The following is a 15,540-nucleotide window of genomic DNA, read 5'->3' on the forward strand; positions in this document are numbered from 1 at the left end:
TCTTATTTCCATGAATCAAACTAATACTGTTTTTATTACTGCTTTGAGTATCATTTTGGTCGGATATTTTTTGAAACGCCAAAATATTGTTTCTGAAAAAGAGGGTAAAATTATTTCTAAATTGCTAATGCACACTACTTTCCCAGCGTTGATGTTTTTAACGATGAAACGTGTGCATTTTGAATTTAACCTCTTATTACTGCCAGTTATTTCTTTTTGCTTTTCATTGCTTACCATGTTTACAGCTGCGAAATTGTTTAAAAATCAAACGCAGAAAATGAAAGCAATTTTGATTATGGGAAGTGGAGGTTTTAATCTGGGGCTTTTTGCTTATCCATTGATTGAGGGCATTTGGGGACAAGCTGGAATGGTTTACGCTGCCATGTTTGATTTTGGAAATTCGTTCGCAGTTTTTGGCTTAGTTTATGGTACTGGCGTATTTATGTCGGATAGAAATGAAGGGGTAAGTATTTCACAAAATGCCAAAAAAGCCATCCTGAAAATATTTACTTTGTTGCCTTTTCAAGCCATACTTTTGGGCGTTTTTGTAAACTTAGCAAAAATAGAAATTCCTACGATTGTGATTGATGTAATAGACGTAATGGCAAGAGGAAATAAAGTAATTGTTTTATTAATCATGGGAATTTATTTGAATATTTCTACTTCTGGAGAAATATTCAAAAAGGTGTCAAAAGTACTTCTAATTCGTTATTTCTGGGGATTTTTGTTAGGTTTTACCTTCTTTTACTTTCTGCCTGTAGAGCAATTGTATAGAAATGTACTATTAATTGTTCTGATTATTCCTGTAGGGATGACAATTTTACCGTTTTCTGACGAATTAAATTACGATACCAAAATCGCTGGAATGCTGGTAAACGTTTCTATGCTGATAAGCTTCGCAATGATGTGGGCTTTGGTGATTGGGCTGAATTTAGCTTAGAACGGCCTACTTGCCTTGGCAAAACACCCCATCCAATATTTGCTGTAAAGATTGTCTTCTCTGATACCTTTTGATGAAGACGCATGAATAAACATTACTTCAGTTTTACTTTTTAGTTCTGTAATTAATCCAGCATGATTAATATTACTTACGTTGCCTTTATTGGTTACGAAAAAGACCCAATCGCCAGGACGAAGATCATCAATTGATATTTCTTTGCCAAAATCTGATTGTTGATAAGAAATTCGTGGAATTTTAAATCCTACTTGTGTATAAACACAGAATAATAAACCAGAACAATCCATTCCCTTTCTATCTGTTCCGCCCGCACGATATGGTACTCCTGTGTAGCTTCTCGCTGCTGAAATTAAACTATTGATTGTTTTGGCATTGTAAGTTTTAGAAGTATTTGTTGCAGGTGCTGGTTTTGGACGAGTAACCACAACGTTATTGTCTTCTTTTTTACGAAATAATTTACAAGAATCTAACAATACAACTACGCCAATTAGTACAGAAAAACGATAAAAAGTATTCAAATGGTTTTGTTTCATAAGGAATCAATAAAATAAATTTGTTAAAACTGGGTTGTTCCGTTCTGAGCATTTTTTAACATTTTTACGGTAACATAAAGTTGCCCAGTATGGCGTTGAGTATGTTCAGCAGCATGAAAAAGCAATCCTAAAACATTCGTCGGTATTCGTTTTCTTCCGATTCCTCTTGTTTCCAACAATGTTTTTTCGTCAGTATTTTTTAACTGTGTCAATGCCTTGTTTACTTGGTTATTAAAACGTGTGAGTAATGACTTTACGTTTATATTGTATTGATTTTTTACTGATTCTAGTTGTAATAAATCTAACTGTTCTTCGCTCAACATCTGGTCGTTTGCATAAGTAAAAAGTCTGTCTAACACCCCTGATAAATGTTGTAAATGAAAAGCAACAGAAGCACAATCCGAAGGAGATTCCCAAAGTAATTCTTCTGGAAAATCAATCATCATTAGATTTACTTCTTCACGTGCCTGCAAAATTGCATGAGCTACTGGTTGTAATAATGGAGCCAATCCAGCAATCGGCCCCCGCATCCATACTTCAAGGTTGTTCATTTTATTTTTGGACTTTAGGATTGTTAGATTTGAAAGACTTTAGGACTATATGATTATAAGACTTTAGGATTAAAAACAAATAAAGTGAACTATAGAATAGCCTCTTGAGTTCTTTTAAGTCCTAAAGTCCTAAAGTCCTAAAGTCCTGATAGAATTAAACCGCCTTCATACTCAAAGCAATTCTTTTTCTGGCGATATCAACTTCCATTACTCTTACTTGTACTTGTTGTTGTAATTTCACCACCTGATTGGGGTCTGAAACGTATTGATTGGCTAATTGAGAAATATGTACTAAGCCATCTTGTTTTACGCCAACATCTACAAAACAACCAAAAGCAGTAATGTTAGTTACGATACCCGGAAGCACCATTCCTTCATATAAATCTTCTACTTTTTTCACATTAGCGTCAAATTCAAAAGCTATTAATTGTTCACGAGGGTCACGTGAAGGTTTTTCTAATTCTTTCAAAATATCTTGAAGTGTGAGTAAACCTACTTTTTCATTGGCATAAGCGTTTAAATTCAGCCGTTTTCTTAATTCAGCCGAACTCATCAAATCTTTTACTGAACACTTTAAATCTTTCGCCATTTTTTCAACAATCGGATACGTCTCTGGGTGAACTGCCGAATTATCTAAAGGATTTTCTGCATTATGAATTCTGAGGAAACCAGCACATTGTTCAAAAGCTTTTTCACCCAAACGAGCTACTTTTTTAATTTGCTGACGAGATTTAAACTCTCCATTTTCCTGACGATACTTCACAATGTTGGCAGCTAAAGAAGGTCCCAAACCAGCAACATAACTCAATAAATGCTTGGAAGCCGTATTCAAATTTACGCCAACAGCATTTACACAACTTTCTACCACAGTGTCCAAAGTCCCTTTTAGTAAATTTTGGTCAACGTCGTGTTGATATTGCCCAACGCCAATAGATTTTGGGTCGATTTTAACTAATTCTGCCAAAGGATCCATCAATCTTCTACCGATAGAAACTGCTCCACGAACGGTTACGTCTTTATCAGGAAATTCTTCACGTGCAATAGGAGAGGCGGAGTAAATAGACGCTCCTTGTTCTGAAACTACAAATATTTGTGGTACTTTTTTGAAAGCTAATTTCTTAACAAAATCTTCAGTTTCTCTTCCCGCTGTACCGTTTCCGATGGCAATGGCGTCAATTTGATACTTTTCAGCAATAGCTAAAACGGTATTTTGTGCTTCAATAGATTTGTCAAATGGATAAATGACCGTATCGTGCAATAAATTTCCTTGAGCATCTAACACAACGGTTTTACAACCTGTACGATAACCAGGGTCGATAGCCAATACTTTTTTCTGTCCAAGTGGTGAAGCCAACAATAATTGACGAAGGTTTTGTGCAAAGATTTTTATGGCTTCTGTATCTGCTTTTTCTTTTGAAAAACCTGCGTATTCGTTTTCGATAGAAGGTTTCATCAATCTTTTATAGCAATCGGTGATAGATTCTTCTACGATTTTTTTAGCATCAGGTAAGCCTTTTAAGAAAATTCTATCTAATGCTCCTAAAGCGTTGTCTTCTTCTGGAGAGATACTAACGCTCAAAAATCCTTCTTCTTCGCCACGACGTAAAGCCAATAAACGATGTGAAGGTACTTTTTTCAAAGGTTCATAAAAATCAAAGTAATCTTTGTATTTGATGCCTTCTTCGTCTTTGCCTTTTTTTACTTTGGCATAAACCATTGCTTCACGCTCAAATACTTTTCTGACTGCATTTCTAGCTTCTACATTTTCGTTAATCCATTCTGCAATAATATCTCTTGAACCTTGTAAAGCTTCTTCTACATTTGCTACTTTATCATTCAAAAAAGCTTCTGCTTTTTTAAATACATTAGCCTCTTTTTGCTCGAAAATTAATTTTGCCAAAGGCTCTAAACCTTTTTCAATCGCAATACTTGCTCTTGTTTTACGCTTTTGTTTGTATGGTAAATAAAGGTCTTCTAGTTCTTGTAAATAATAAGCATTGTTAAGCTTTTCTAACAATTCTGGCGTCATTTTTCCTTGTTCTTCAATAGATTTTATGATGCCTTCTCTGCGTTTATCTGCTTCTTTGAGTTTGCCTAAAAGCTCTTTAATATCAAGGATTTGTACTTCATCTAAACTTCCCGTTGCTTCTTTTCTGTATCGTGCAATGAACGGAACTGTTCCACCTTCCTCTAATAAATTAATCGTATTTTGAACTTGGTTAACGTTTACGCCAACGGTTTTGGCAATAATTGAAAGCTGTGTTTTATTCATGAATTTGTATAAAATATAAACTTGACAGAGAAGTAATTAAGCGTATCTGACAGTGTTTGAATCTTGTTTTTGCTCAAATGATAATGCTTTAAAAAGCTTTTTTTCTAAATGATGTTACGTTTTTTGTTCGCTAAAATACGGATTTGTTTTATTCATTCCTCAACATTTCGATATGTTCGATGCCATCTTCTAAATAAATTTCACTAACTTGTTGAAAGCCAAAAGATTCATAAAATTGCTTTAAATATAATTGTGCACCGATTCTGATTGGACTGCCCGCAAAGATTTCTTCCATCATTTCAATTGACTTAAACATTAAAGTTTTACCAAAACCACCGCCACGAGCTAAAGGAGAAGTAACAACTCTACCAATTGAGGCTTCTTCATAGGAAATACCGGGTGCAATTAAACGAGTATAGGCTACAATCTTTTGACTGCTGGTATCAAAACCAATAAAGTGAAAAGAAATTAAGTCTTTATCGTCTAAATCTTGGAAAGGACAATTTTGTTCAACAATAAAAACCTCATTACGAAGTTGTAGAATTTGGTATAATTCGATTGTAGTTAAGTCTCTGAAATGCTTGAGGTACCAGTGAATGTTCATTATGAATTTAGTTTTGATGAGTAATTGATACAATCGTGAATATACAAAGTTTATTATCTTTGTAAAACTCAAACTTTCAAATATGCTAAATAGATTTATCTGGATTTTATTGCTACTGTTTACTTTCCAAGTCGGGAAGGCTCAGAATTCACTTCCTGAATATGAGTTAGCTTATAAAAAAGCACTAGAATTATATAAAAATCACGAGTACGAAAAAGCAAAATTTGCCTTCACGAATCTCTCCAATAGCCAATTGGTCTCAGCACTTGTGCCTAATTCTTTTTATTTTTCTGCATTAAGTGCGATAAAACTAAAAGAATATTCAGCGGCGAAAACTGCATTGAAGAATTTGATTACAGTTTACCCGTCGTGGACTGATAAAACTGAAATTAACTTTTTGTTGACACTTTTGGCTTTTGAAGATAAAAAATATTCGGAAGCTTTTGGCATTGCTCAAAAAATCCCAGCAGATTCTTTACAGGATGATTTGAACGAGATGAAAGCATTTTACGTACGTAAGATTGACGCTCCAAAATTAGTTCAAGAATTATCTAAGAAATATCCTAACGAAACAAGTTTGTCGGATAAAGTGCAACAAAATATCGTCATTAATACTACTTCTGCTGGTGTTACAAAGTCAAGAACAAGTAAAGGCTATTTCAATTTTGGCTTATTGTTACCAGTTGAAATTGATAGTTTTGGACCAGATAAAACCCGTAAAAATCAGTATGCATTGGATTTATATCAAGGTATGAAACTAGCGAAAGCACAACTTTTGAAAGAGGGAATTACCTTGAATTGCTTTGTTTATGACATGATAAACGAGCCTGATGAAATGCTTGAGCTTGTAAATAATCGTTCTTTTCAAATGATGGATTTGTTGGTTGGTCCACTTTATACCGAAACCAATAAAATCGCAACAGCTTATTGTGAAGCCAATCAGATTCCGATTGTGAATCCGATGTCGAACAATCAAAAGATTTTACAAGATTATAACTTGTCTTTCTTGGCACAACCTTCATTGGCGATGCAAGCTGCTAAAGCGGCAGATTTTGTGAGCAGACAAGCATTTTTGGGAAGAAATACTGCGATTTATTATTCTGATGCACAAAATGATTCTCTGATGGCGGTAAGCTATCGTGAACAAATGGAAAAGATTGGTTATGAAATTGTGAAATTCGAGAAGATTAAATCTTATTCGGAAGACATCGTCGCTAAACTACCTGAAAAAAGAGTGAGTCATATCTTCATGTCAACTTCTGATAAAAAGGCTGGACTTTCGATGATTACAGCTTTGAATAAAAAAGAAATCATGACGCCACTTGTTACCACAGCAGAGGCTTTTAATTCTTATAATTTGAGTAATGGTACTTTGTCGGGAAGAGAAATTTATTGTATTAATCCTGAATTTGTAGATAATGAAAAACCAGAAGTAGATGCTTTTCGTAAAGATTATTTAGCGAAGTATGGCGTAATTCCTTCTTATTATGCTTTTCATGGTTATGATTTAGCACTTTTTTGGGGAAGATTATTCGGTAAAAATGGTTATAATATCAGGAAAAGCTTAGATACGCCCGCTACTTACAACAATGCTTATACTTTAATGGGCTTTAATTATTTCAAATCACAAGACAATCAAATTTGCCCAATAACAACTTTAGATAATTTTAAGTTTGTATTGGCAAAGTAGATTTTTAGAAGTGAGATGTTAGATACAAGATACAAGAGGAAAGAAGTGAGATATAAGAGATAAGATGCAAGAAATAAGATTCGAGATTTAAGAATTGATGAAATAAAAAGTTATTAAGTAAGATTTATCAATCATAATTTGATTATCAATACCTTAGATTATGTCTTTTCTCTTCAATAATGTTTCTTTTATCTTATATCTTGTTTCTTTCCTCCTGCCTCTTGCTTCTTGTATCTAATATCTTGTTTCTCCACAAAAACAAAAACAATGACACAATCAGAACAACTTTTTCAAAAAGCTAAAAACTTTATTCCTGGAGGCGTGAATTCGCCTGTGAGAGCATTTCGTGCAGTAGGAGGAAACCCAATTTTTATAAAATCAGCCAAAGGTGCATACTTACATGATGAAGATGGAAATTCATACATAGAATTAATCAATTCTTGGGGTCCAATGATTTTAGGTCATGCCCATGAATTGGTAGAAAAAGCCGTTGCCGATGCCATTCAAAGCGGTTTTTCATTCGGAGCTCCCACTCGTAGAGAAGTAGAAATGGCAGAATTGATTTGTTCGATGGTTCCATCAGTTGAAAAAGTCCGCATGGTAAACTCAGGAACAGAAGCAACGATGTCGGCAGTAAGAGTAGCTCGTGGTTATACAGGTAGAGACAAAATCATTAAGTTTGAAGGAAACTATCACGGACACGGAGACTCATTTTTGATTGCCGCAGGTTCAGGCGTAATGACATTCGGAAGTCCAGATTCACCGGGCGTAACCAAAGGCGTAGCCAACGATACTTTAACAGCTCCATATAATGATTTAGCAGCCGTTCAAACTTTGGTAGATGCCAACAAAGGAAACATCGCTTGTATCATTCTTGAACCCGTAGTAGGAAATATGGGCTTAGTAAAACCCGCAGAAGGTTTCTTAGAAGGACTAAGAAGTATCTGTGATAAAGAAGGAATCATCTTGATTTTTGATGAAGTAATGACAGGCTTCCGTTTGTCAAAAGGAGGTTTCCAAGAGCGTTGTGGCGTTACTCCTGATATGACGACAATGGGAAAAATCATCGGCGGAGGAATGCCAGTAGGAGCGTATGGCGGTAAAAAAGAAATCATGGATTGCGTTTCGCCAGCAGGACCAGTATATCAAGCAGGAACATTGTCAGGAAATCCAATTGCGATGGCAGCAGGTTTAGCGATGTTGAATCACTTGAACGAAACGCCTTCGGTTTATACCCGTTTGGAAGAAGTAGGCACAAGATTAACCGATGGTATGAAAGCAAACATGGCTAAATTAGGATTGAATTATACCTTAAATCATGTTGGTTCAATGTTTACGCTATTCTTTACCGATAAGCCCGTAAACAATTTTGAAGATGCAAAAACTTCTGATACTGTAGCATTCGGAAAGTACTTCCAAGCGATGTTGAAAAGAGGCATTTACTTAGCACCATCACAATATGAAGCCATGTTCCTTTCAACAGCCTTGACAGACGAACATATAGCAACTATTTTACAAGCCAATTACGAAAGCTTACAAGAAATCCAGTAGCTCGGATTTCCAATCTGAGAAAATTTTACTAATGAAATACTTGATGAAATAGGCATTTAGTAAGATTGAATGGTCATCTAGTAAACTGAAACAGGCATCTAGTAAGATTGAATGGTCATCTAGTAAACTGAAATAGGCATCTAGTAAGATTGAATGGTCATCTAGTAAACTGAAACAGGCATCTAGTAAGATTGAATGGTCATCTAGTAAACTGAAACAGGTATTTAGTAAGATTGAATAAGCATAAAGTAAAATGAAATGCTCATAAAGTAAGATTGAATAGGCATAATTAAAACCGTAGGTCGGGTTTCCAACCCGACTTGCTGAAAAAACTAAAAATCATTGACTCCTAAATTTGAATAAAAAATGAATGCGTTTAGACAAAATACAGACCAATTTGGGGTTTATTTGAATAAGCTATATCTAAAAAATGTACGCTGTTTTAAAGGTAATCATGAAATTAATTTGAATGATGGGAATAATAAGCCTATTCAATGGACGGTGATTTTAGGAAATAATAATGTTGGAAAGACTACTTTATTGAGGGCTTTGGCGTCGCTTCAGTTTCAGCTTTTTGAAGGAGAGAAAGACATTAAAACTAATGTTAGAAATTTAAATATTTTTAGGAAATACATATCTTTTAAAAAGAATTTTCTTTTTTTTGGATACCAATTATTGACTACTAACAACAATGAATTAATTCCATTGAAAAATTCATCGTTTGATGATAAAGGAAATATATTGTTTGCAATTGAACAGGGAATAGTTGAAGAGTTATTATCAGATTGGATAACAAATGTAGATTTAACTTCATTTATAGTAAATGATTTAGTTAATGAAAAGCTAACTTACACTGGATTTTTAAAGGATCGTGATGATTTTATTGTATTCGGTTACGGCACTTCAAGAATGATGGTTGATTCTCAATCTCCAACTGAAGATAGTACACAAGGTCTGTTCGATAATAAAACCTTATTATTGAATGTAGAAGAATGGTTGAAAGAATTACATTTTGCTGCAATTAGTAAAATTGAGGGAGCAGAAAAAAGATATAATCAAGTAAAATATGTATTGTGCAACGGATTACTACCCGATGTAAGTGATATTCGTATCCAAACGATTCCTGATAAATCAAGCTATGAAACCTTTCCTGAATTTTTGACCTCGAACGATTGGGTACGAATGGAAGATTTAGGCTATGGCTATCAAGCTACTTTGGCTTGGGTAGCTGATTTAGCCAAGCGAATGTTTGATACTTTCCCAGATTTACCTAATCCATTACATGGTTCGTCAGTTGTGTTAGTAGATGAAATTGATTTGCATTTACATCCAGAATGGCAACGTAAAATTATAAAGTACCTAAGTGATTTGTTCCCCAATGTACAATTTATTGTTACGGCTCATAGTCCGCTTATTATCCAGTCTGCTGATAATGTAAACTTGATAATGCTTGAAAAAGATGATAATCCAGAGGGAAATGGCATTAATATCAGACAAAGATTTGGTTCATTTCAAGGTTGGACGATTGATGAAATTTTAACAGAGTTAATGAGTTTAGGAGAACGTACTCGTTCAGATTTATACTTGAAATTGATGGAAGAGTTTGAGAATGCTATTTTAGAAAATAGTTACGAAAATGCTCAGAGCCTTTACAAGCATTTAGACGAAATTCTTTCACCAAGTAGTTATCAACGCAAAGTTTTACAAATACAAATGTCTTCTTTAATGCCCATTGGAGTATGATTAAATTAGAAGCAGTTCCGCCACCCTCTCAACTTACACCACAATTAGTTGAAGACCTAACAGCAAAATTCAAACAAGATGGAAGTGCTGTTTGGAATAAAGAATTTATTAAAAATAGATTACTTGAAATGAGTAATGGAAAATGTGCTTATTCTGAAATTAAACTTCGAGTAGAAGGGAAGTATGTAGAAGTAGAACATTTTTTACCTAAATCAGCATATCCAGATAAAGTAGTAGAATGGGATAATTTATTGCCTGCTAGTAAGTTTTGTAATTCAAAAAAAGGAGATAAAACCCATCCAATTGTTCATCCTGTTCGAGATATACCTAAAGAGCATCTTTACTTGGATGAACTTCATTTTATGTCAGGGAAAACTCCTAAAGGTAAGAATTCTGTAATCATATTAGGATTAAATGATTCAGAACACTTACTCAAACCAAGGTTGGCAATTCGTGATGCAATTCAAGCTGAACTTAGTAAGCAGAAATATCTCCTATCATTTTATGAAAGGGAGACAACAGAGAATCAAGGTTTATTACTTACTGGATTTCTTATAAACTTGCTGAAACAAGGAACAAGAAAAGAAGCTTATAGTGCAACGGTGGCAACGACAATATTAAACGACCCTCATTTTTTAGCAATTAAGAACGTTTTTATAGCCAATAATCTCTGGACAAGTGAAATAGAAGTATTGGAAGATGAATTAAAATTTTGTGCTTTAGATACTAAACCTTGACAGAAAAAGTGCCAAATCTCTTCATCGGGTTGGAAACCCGAGTTACGGTTTTGATTATCAACTCGACCTTCAGATTTTATGGAAAATAATAAAAAAATATTACTCATCGAAGATGATAAAAGGGTTTCTGATAGTCTGAGAAATGGATTAGAGAAAAAGAATTATATCGTCGAACCCGCCTACGATGGTTTTATGGGAGCTAGTTTGGCTACCAATAATACCTATGATTTGATTTTGCTAGACATCAATTTGCCTTTAATGAATGGTTTTGAAGTCTGTAAAATTATTCGTCAAAATAATATTCTTACGCCGATTTTAATGCTTACTGCGATGGGAGAGGTAGATGATAAAGTAAAAGGATTAGAAGAGGGTGCTGACGATTATATGGTTAAACCTTTTGAATTTAGAGAGCTAACCGCTAGAATTCAGGCTTTGATTCGACGTGCGAACCAACAACAAGATGTGAGTACGGAGATTTTACGAGAAGCCAATTTGGCGATGAATTTAAGAAGTAAAACCGTAAGCCGAGATGAGCAAAGTATTGAACTAACAGCCAGAGAATTTGAACTGCTGGAATATATGCTTAGAAATAAAGGAAGAGTATTATCCAAAATGGATATTGTAGAAAATGTTTGGGATTTGAATTTTGATACAAGTACCAACATCGTTGAAGTATATATTAATTACCTCCGCAAAAAGATAGACCGTGAGTTTGAGCCTAAACTTATTCATACTAAAACAGGCTTAGGATATGTATTAAAAACGCTGTAAGTCGCATCTGTAAGATAAACGACTTCATTGTATGAACTAATTGTGGTATTAAAATTCATAACTCATCAGTCACAATTTATCACTATTAGTAATACATGCAAATTCGTTATAAAATAGCCATTCAGTTTACCATCATTGTAGCGATTATCTTGCTGATTTTCTCTGCCATTGTTTTTCTTCGGGCAGAAAGTCAACGCAAAAAAAACTTCTATGACCGCCTGCAAGCTCGTTCAAATACTACCGCTCGTTTGTTGGTAGATGTACAAGAATTTACCCCCAGATTATTGAAATTAATGGACAGTAATTCGTCTTTGCGTTTGCCCGACGAAGAAGTATTTGTCTATAATTTTAGAAATGAGCTACTATATACCAATGTAGAAAAGCGAGCGAATTATCTTAATAATCATTTATTGGAAATGGTTCGGAAGGAGGGAAGAGTCACTTTTGAAAGTAATCAAAGACAAGTAATTGGGATATTGTTCGAAGGGAAATTCGACCGTTTTGTGGTAATAGCTTCTGCCACGGATAGCGTCGGCATTGAACAAAAAGAGAATCTTATCAAAACATTAGCCATCGGTTTATTGTCGGGAATACTTATCACAATAGCTTTAGGAGTATTTTTTGCCAGTCAAGCCCTGAAACCGATTCAATCAGTGAATGAAGAAATTTCAAGGATTACGGCTCATAATCTTAAAAAGAGATTAGACGAAGGCAATGGTAAAGATGAAATTGCAGCCCTTGCTGTAAATTTCAATAGTATGCTTCATCGACTCGAAATGGCATTTATTCAGCAAAAACAATTTGTGTCACAAGCCTCGCACGAACTTAGAACGCCCTTGGCTGCTTTAAAAACAGAAGTACAAGTAGGCTTGGATGAGGAGTATTCCGCAAAGGAATATCAACAAATCTTAAATAATATTTTGAATGATACCGAAAGACTTATTCAATTATCCAATGGTTTATTGCAATTAGCTAAAGCCACAGATGATGGTGAAAAGTTTACTTTTGAGGTGCTTAGGACGGAAGATATTTTATTGAATGCCCAGAAAACAGTGCAGCAAATTCATCAAGATTATCGCATTACTTTTGATTTTGAAATCATTCCAGAAGAAGATAACCTTACTTTAATTGAAGGAAATCAAGTTTTGTTAGAAAACCTTTTTGTCAATTTGTTAGAAAACGCTTGTAAATACTCTGCCAATCAACAAGCCAATATTTTGTTAAGTTTTGATAAAAAGTATTGTATCGTAAAAATCCAAGACAAAGGAATTGGTATTTCAAAAAGTGATTTGCCCAATATTTTTAATCCTTTTTATCGTGCCAGAAATACCAATAATATCAAAGGATTTGGCGTGGGTTTATCGGTAGCCAAACATATTATTGAACTTCACAATGGCATTATTCAAGTAAAAAGCAAATTGAATTTAGGAACTGAATTCGTTGTAAAAATTCCACATCAATGATATTTTGTACTTTCTAATCAAATTCTAATGTTAGGTTAAGCTCATCTTAAGATTAAAACGAGACCTTTGACGTATAAACAGTGTTCTTCTTATTTGAGATAAAAATCAAGATTTGATAAACATGAAATAATGATGGGATTTCTGTTATAACGTAGTAGAATAATTTGATCTGTTAAGGAATCACCGTTAGTTATGCTGACGGTGATTTTTGTGAGTAATCATTTCTGTAAATATTTAACCAAATCCATATTCTTAAACCATAACGATGCAAACTTTATTAATTCTTACTTTTGTAATTGGCTATTTGGCAATTGCTTTTGAACACACCATTCATCTTAACAAAACGGCAACTGCTTTAATAACAGGGGTATTATGTTGGACGATTTACATTCTTTTCGACCATGAACCTGCTAAAGTTGGCGAAGAATTATCACATCATTTAGGCAGCGTTTCTGAAATACTTTTCTTTCTTTTAGGGGCGATGACTATCGTGGAATTGATTGATTCTCATTATGGTTTCAAGATTATTACCGATAAAATTACCAGTAAAAACAAAGTTACTTTACTTTGGATAATCAGTTTGATTACCTTTTTCTTATCGGCTGCTTTAGATAATCTTACCACGGCCATTGTAATGGTTTCTGTTTTGCGAAAATTGATTAAGGATAAAGAAACACGAATGTTTTTTGCAGGAATTGTCATTATTGCTGCCAATGCAGGTGGGGCTTGGTCGCCGATTGGCGATGTTACAACAACAATGCTTTGGATTGGCGGACAAGTTACTGCAACGGCTATCATCAAAGGATTGTTGATTCCGAGTTTGGTTTCCCTTTTTGTACCACTGATTTATCTTTCGTTTACGATGAAAGGAAATATTACCTCGCCATCTTCTAAAATTAGTGTAGAAAATGAAACGTATTTGGCTAGAAAACACTCTATAATAATGCTTTCAACAGGTTTGGGGATGCTTCTATTCGTACCAATCTTTAAAACCGTTACACATTTACCTCCTTACATGGGTGTGCTTTTAGGCTTAGGAGTTGTGTGGGTTGTTTCAGAAATACTTCATCATGGCAGAGATGATGCTGAGAAAAAACCTTTTTCAGTTGCACACGCACTGAGTAAGATTGATTCTTCGAGTATTTTATTTTTCTTGGGAATTTTGTTAGCGATTGGTTCTTTAGAAGCAACACATTTGTTGACGGCTCTCGCTACTTGGATGGACAGTAGTATCGGTAATCAAGATGTGATTGTATTTGCAATAGGTATAGCTTCGGCTATAATAGATAATGTTCCTTTGGTGGCAGCATCAATGGGAATGTATGATTTAGCAAGTTTCCCGACGGATTCAAAACTTTGGGAGTTTATGGCTTATTGTGCAGGTACGGGAGGAAGTATTTTAATCATTGGTTCAGCTTCTGGTGTAGCTGTAATGGGTATGGAAAAGATAGACTTTATGTGGTATCTAAAAAAAATAAGTTTGTTGGCTTTTGTTGGTTATTTAGCTGGAGCTATTACTTATTTGATACTTTTTTAATGGATGTTAGTGAATTGCCAATAAATCATACAAACAATTTATTGGCAATTCGCTATATCATAATTGAAATTGTTGCTTCAACATAATCATCTTTTTGGGTTAATGTAAAAGATGCTTTGTCTTGAAAATTCAAAAACAAACGTTTTTGTAAATTCTTCATTCCAACGCCGTCTTCACTAGCCGTACTTACAATTTTTCCTGTGTTTATTACCTTTAGTGTAAAAATATTTTGACTATAATCTGATATAATTCTTAATTTCCCACCTAATTTGTTTTTACCAATTCCATGCTTGATTGCATTTTCAACTAAAAGTTGTACCGACATCGGAGGAATACTTAAACTTAATGTTTCGGGTTTAATATCGAAAGAGTAATCTAAACGTTTTTCATACCTTATTTTTTCAAGGAAAAGATAATCTCTGACTAAAGTCAATTCCATAGACAAAGGCACTAATTGCTGATTGCCCATGCTCAAAGACGTTCTCAGTAATTGAGAAAGCTCAGTCAAAGCTTGACGAGCAAGTTCTGGGTCGAAAATCGTGAGAGCCTTAATACTGTTGATGGCATTAAAAAGAAAATGTGGATTAAGTTGATTTTTCAGGTTTTCAAGTTCTGCCGTTTTCAAGGACATTTCTGCATTTGCCAATTCTAATTCTTTCTTTTGGGCTTTTCTGTTGCTTAGGAAGAGGTGAAAAAACAGAAACCAAATAATAACATATCGCACAGATTCAATAAAAAATTGATAATAATCATAAGCTTCTAAAGCGATGCCCATACTTGGTTTTCGGTAACGTTGAAAACCAAAAAAGTAATCAATCAAGAAAAAAACTAAGCCCAAGAGTAAGGAAGAAACGAAAGGGAAAACAATCATCTGTCCGTTTTCTCGGTCTTTGGTTAAATAAATTTTTGCATAAAAGTGTGTAAAAAAAAGACCCACCAAGAAATTAATCGTTAGGTAGGAACCCAATTGCATGGGCTGGTTGAAGTATTTTGTTGTTGGTTGTCTAAGAACAAGTGTCGTAAAGAGCCACCAAGAAACTTGCATTATCCAATAAACTCGGTATGAGAAAAAATTCATATTAGATGTACCAATTTGAACTGATAGATTATTTCTCAAACATAAATGTTTT

General features: G+C 34.3%; 13 protein-coding genes. 8 read left to right on the forward strand and 5 right to left on the reverse strand.

The window, feature by feature from the left end:
* Window positions 1-10: 10 nt before the first annotated feature.
* Window positions 11-940 (forward strand): AEC family transporter, encoded by a 930-nt coding sequence (locus HNP25_RS18240; protein ID WP_184136563.1) that lies wholly within the window; start codon window positions 11-13, stop codon window positions 938-940.
* On the opposite strand, the gene HNP25_RS18245 is transcribed toward HNP25_RS18240, so the two are convergent.
* The 4 genes from HNP25_RS18245 to HNP25_RS18260 form a co-directional block, all read right to left on the reverse strand.
* Complete coding sequence (locus HNP25_RS18245; protein WP_184136565.1) at window positions 937-1,491, reverse strand: C40 family peptidase; 555 nt, start codon at window positions 1,489-1,491, stop codon at window positions 937-939. The genes HNP25_RS18240 and HNP25_RS18245 overlap by 4 nt on opposite strands.
* Before the next feature lie 23 nt (window positions 1,492-1,514).
* Window positions 1,515-2,042, reverse strand: coding sequence for a DinB family protein (locus tag HNP25_RS18250; protein WP_184136567.1), 528 nt, complete (start codon window positions 2,040-2,042; stop codon window positions 1,515-1,517).
* A 154-nt stretch (window positions 2,043-2,196) separates the two neighbouring features.
* Entirely contained in the window at window positions 2,197-4,314 is a 2,118-nt protein-coding gene (locus HNP25_RS18255) for a Tex family protein (protein WP_184136569.1), read from the reverse strand.
* A 148-nt stretch (window positions 4,315-4,462) separates the two neighbouring features.
* Entirely contained in the window at window positions 4,463-4,918 is a 456-nt protein-coding gene (locus HNP25_RS18260; RefSeq protein ID WP_184136571.1) for a GNAT family N-acetyltransferase, read from the reverse strand.
* 82 nt (window positions 4,919-5,000) lie between these two features.
* Between HNP25_RS18260 and HNP25_RS18265 the strand changes: the two genes are divergently transcribed.
* From HNP25_RS18265 to nhaD, 7 genes are all read left to right on the forward strand, one after another.
* Window positions 5,001-6,608, forward strand: a complete 1,608-nt coding sequence (locus HNP25_RS18265) for an ABC transporter substrate-binding protein (RefSeq protein WP_184136573.1) — start codon at window positions 5,001-5,003, stop codon at window positions 6,606-6,608.
* A gap of 267 nt (window positions 6,609-6,875) precedes the next feature.
* The gene (gene hemL, locus HNP25_RS18270) at window positions 6,876-8,159 is read left to right on the forward strand and encodes a glutamate-1-semialdehyde 2,1-aminomutase (RefSeq protein ID WP_184136575.1); all 1,284 of its coding nucleotides are present in this window, start codon (window positions 6,876-6,878) and stop codon (window positions 8,157-8,159) included.
* Window positions 8,160-8,525: 366 nt separating this feature from the next.
* The gene (locus HNP25_RS18275; RefSeq protein ID WP_184136577.1) at window positions 8,526-9,902 is read left to right on the forward strand and encodes an AAA family ATPase; all 1,377 of its coding nucleotides are present in this window, start codon (window positions 8,526-8,528) and stop codon (window positions 9,900-9,902) included.
* Complete coding sequence (locus tag HNP25_RS18280; RefSeq protein WP_184136579.1) at window positions 9,899-10,639, forward strand: HNH endonuclease domain-containing protein; 741 nt, start codon at window positions 9,899-9,901, stop codon at window positions 10,637-10,639. The genes HNP25_RS18275 and HNP25_RS18280 overlap by 4 nt, the downstream gene beginning before the upstream one ends.
* Window positions 10,640-10,717: 78 nt before the next feature.
* Window positions 10,718-11,410, forward strand: coding sequence for a response regulator transcription factor (locus HNP25_RS18285; RefSeq protein ID WP_184136581.1), 693 nt, complete (start codon window positions 10,718-10,720; stop codon window positions 11,408-11,410).
* A 95-nt stretch (window positions 11,411-11,505) separates the two neighbouring features.
* Complete coding sequence (locus HNP25_RS18290) at window positions 11,506-12,873, forward strand: HAMP domain-containing sensor histidine kinase (RefSeq protein WP_184136583.1); 1,368 nt, start codon at window positions 11,506-11,508, stop codon at window positions 12,871-12,873.
* Between the two features lie 265 nt (window positions 12,874-13,138).
* Window positions 13,139-14,410 (forward strand): sodium:proton antiporter NhaD, encoded by a 1,272-nt coding sequence (gene nhaD, locus HNP25_RS18295; RefSeq protein WP_184136585.1) that lies wholly within the window; start codon window positions 13,139-13,141, stop codon window positions 14,408-14,410.
* A gap of 52 nt (window positions 14,411-14,462) precedes the next feature.
* Here the strand turns inward: nhaD and HNP25_RS18300 are convergent, their stop codons facing one another.
* Window positions 14,463-15,488 (reverse strand): sensor histidine kinase, encoded by a 1,026-nt coding sequence (locus HNP25_RS18300; protein ID WP_184136588.1) that lies wholly within the window; start codon window positions 15,486-15,488, stop codon window positions 14,463-14,465.
* Window positions 15,489-15,540 lie beyond the last annotated feature (52 nt).

It is taken from the genome of Arcicella rosea (assembly GCF_014204325.1).
GTDB lineage: Bacteria > Bacteroidota > Bacteroidia > Cytophagales > Spirosomataceae > Arcicella > Arcicella rosea_A.